This is a genomic window from Natrinema soli, from assembly GCF_028618695.1.
Genome location: NZ_JAQIVI010000023.1, coordinates 1 through 1,820, shown reverse-complemented (window position 1 = coordinate 1,820; position 1,820 = coordinate 1). Strand labels below are relative to the sequence as shown.

Genomic DNA, 1,820 nt, shown 5'->3' with positions numbered 1-1,820 from the left:
CGCCGTCGCCGGGTCGCTGTCGTCGCTGGCCGTCGCCGTCTGGTTCACCGCCGCCGGCGTCGGGGCGACCGGCATCGACAACTACGGCGTCATCGATATCATGGACGGCCAGTTCGTCGTCGATCAGCTGGCGCTGTACTTCATGATCATCATCGCGGTCGTCACCGCCCTCGTCACGGTCGCGAGCTACGATTACCTGCGAGATCACACCTATCAGGCCGAGTATTACTCGCTGGTCGTCCTCGCAGCGACCGGGATGTCGACGATGGCCGCGTCGAACAGTCTTGTGACGATCTTCATCGCGCTCGAGTTGACGAGCCTGCCGTCGTACGCGCTCGTCGCGATCTTGAAGGACAACCGCGGCAGCGTCGAAGCGGGCCTGAAGTACTTCCTGATCGGCGCGCTCTCGTCGGCGATCTTCGTCTACGGCGTCTCGCTGGTCTACGGCGCGACCGGCTCGTTGCAACTCGAGGCGATCGCGGCGAATCTCGGCGGTGCCGGCGAGATGGGGGGATTACTCGGCCTCGGTATCCTCATGTTGATCGGCGGGATCGCCTTCAAGACCGCGAGCGTTCCCTTCCACTTCTGGGCGCCCGAGGCCTACGAGGGCGCGCCCGCGCCGATCTCCGCGTTCCTTTCCTCGGCCTCGAAGGCCGCCGGCTTCGTGCTCGCCTTCCGCGTGTTCACGACGGCGTTCCCGCTCGAGGCGACGACCGCCGTCATCGGCGTCGACTGGACGTGGGCGTTCGTCATCCTCGCGATCGTCACCATGACGGTCGGGAACTTCGCGGCGGCGACCCAGGAGAACGTCAAGCGGATGCTCGCCTACTCCTCGATCGGTCACGCCGGCTACGTGCTGATCGGGCTGGCGGCCCTCTCGACCGGGGCTGGCGAACAGGTCATGGGCGCGGCCATGATGCACCTGCTGGTCTACGGCTTCATGAACACGGGTGCGTTCCTGTTCGTCGGCCTGGCGGAGTACTGGGGCGTCGGCCGCACCTTCGAGGACTACAGCGGCCTCGCGAAGCAGGCGCCCTTCGCCTGCGCCGCGATGGCGGTCTTCATGTTCAGCCTCGCGGGCATCCCGCTGTTCGGCGGCTTCTGGAGCAAGTACCTCCTGTACACCGCGACGATCGAGGCGGCCGCGGACAATGCGGCCCTGCTCGTCGTCGCCGCGGCGCTCGTCGTCAACAGTGCGCTCTCGCTGTACTACTACTCGCGGCTGGTCAAGGCGCTCTGGATCGACGAGCCGATTGTCGATCGGGATCGGCTCGCCCAGCCGACCGGGCTCTACGCGGCGATCATCGTCGCCGCAGTGATCACGGTTCTCATCCTGCCGGCGTTCGGCCCGATCGCCGACGCCGCGACCGAGGCGGCGGCCGCGGTCGTCGCGTAGTCGCCCGACGGGAGACCCGGTAGCTTTTACCCCTCGGGGTTGCAAGCCGCGACAAATGGTTTTTCGGCTCGTGCTCGGCTGCGGAACCGTCTGCCGCCAGGTGACCGAGCGGGTCGCCGAGCGCGACGGCCGCGTGCTCGTCATCACCGATGACGAGAGCGTCGTCGAGACCCTGCGCGACGAGAGCGTGCCGGCTCGGAGCGCAGATCCGGCCGATCCAGACACCATTGCAAACGTCGACACGCCGGACGTGATCTTCGTCGCGAGCGACCGAACCGACGTCAATCGGGCCGCGCTCGAGGCCGCGCGCGAACGGTTTCCCGACGCCGTGATCGTGGCCTATCTGGGCGGGAACGCGACGGCCGCCGACCGCGACCGGTTCGCAGAACTCGCGGATCGGACCGTCGACCCGACGGACGCGATA

2 protein-coding genes are annotated in these 1,820 nt (G+C 67.4%); both read left to right on the top strand.

Going from position 1 to position 1,820, the window contains the following annotated elements; all coding sequences use genetic code 11:
- Positions 1–1,396: NADH-quinone oxidoreductase subunit N (locus PGX04_RS01935; protein ID WP_273736977.1), on the top strand; the 1,396-nt coding region annotated here is incomplete at its 5' end.
- A 55-nt stretch (positions 1,397–1,451) separates the two neighbouring features.
- On the top strand, positions 1,452–1,820 hold a 369-nt coding region (locus tag PGX04_RS01930; RefSeq protein ID WP_273736976.1), incomplete at its 3' end, for an NAD-binding protein.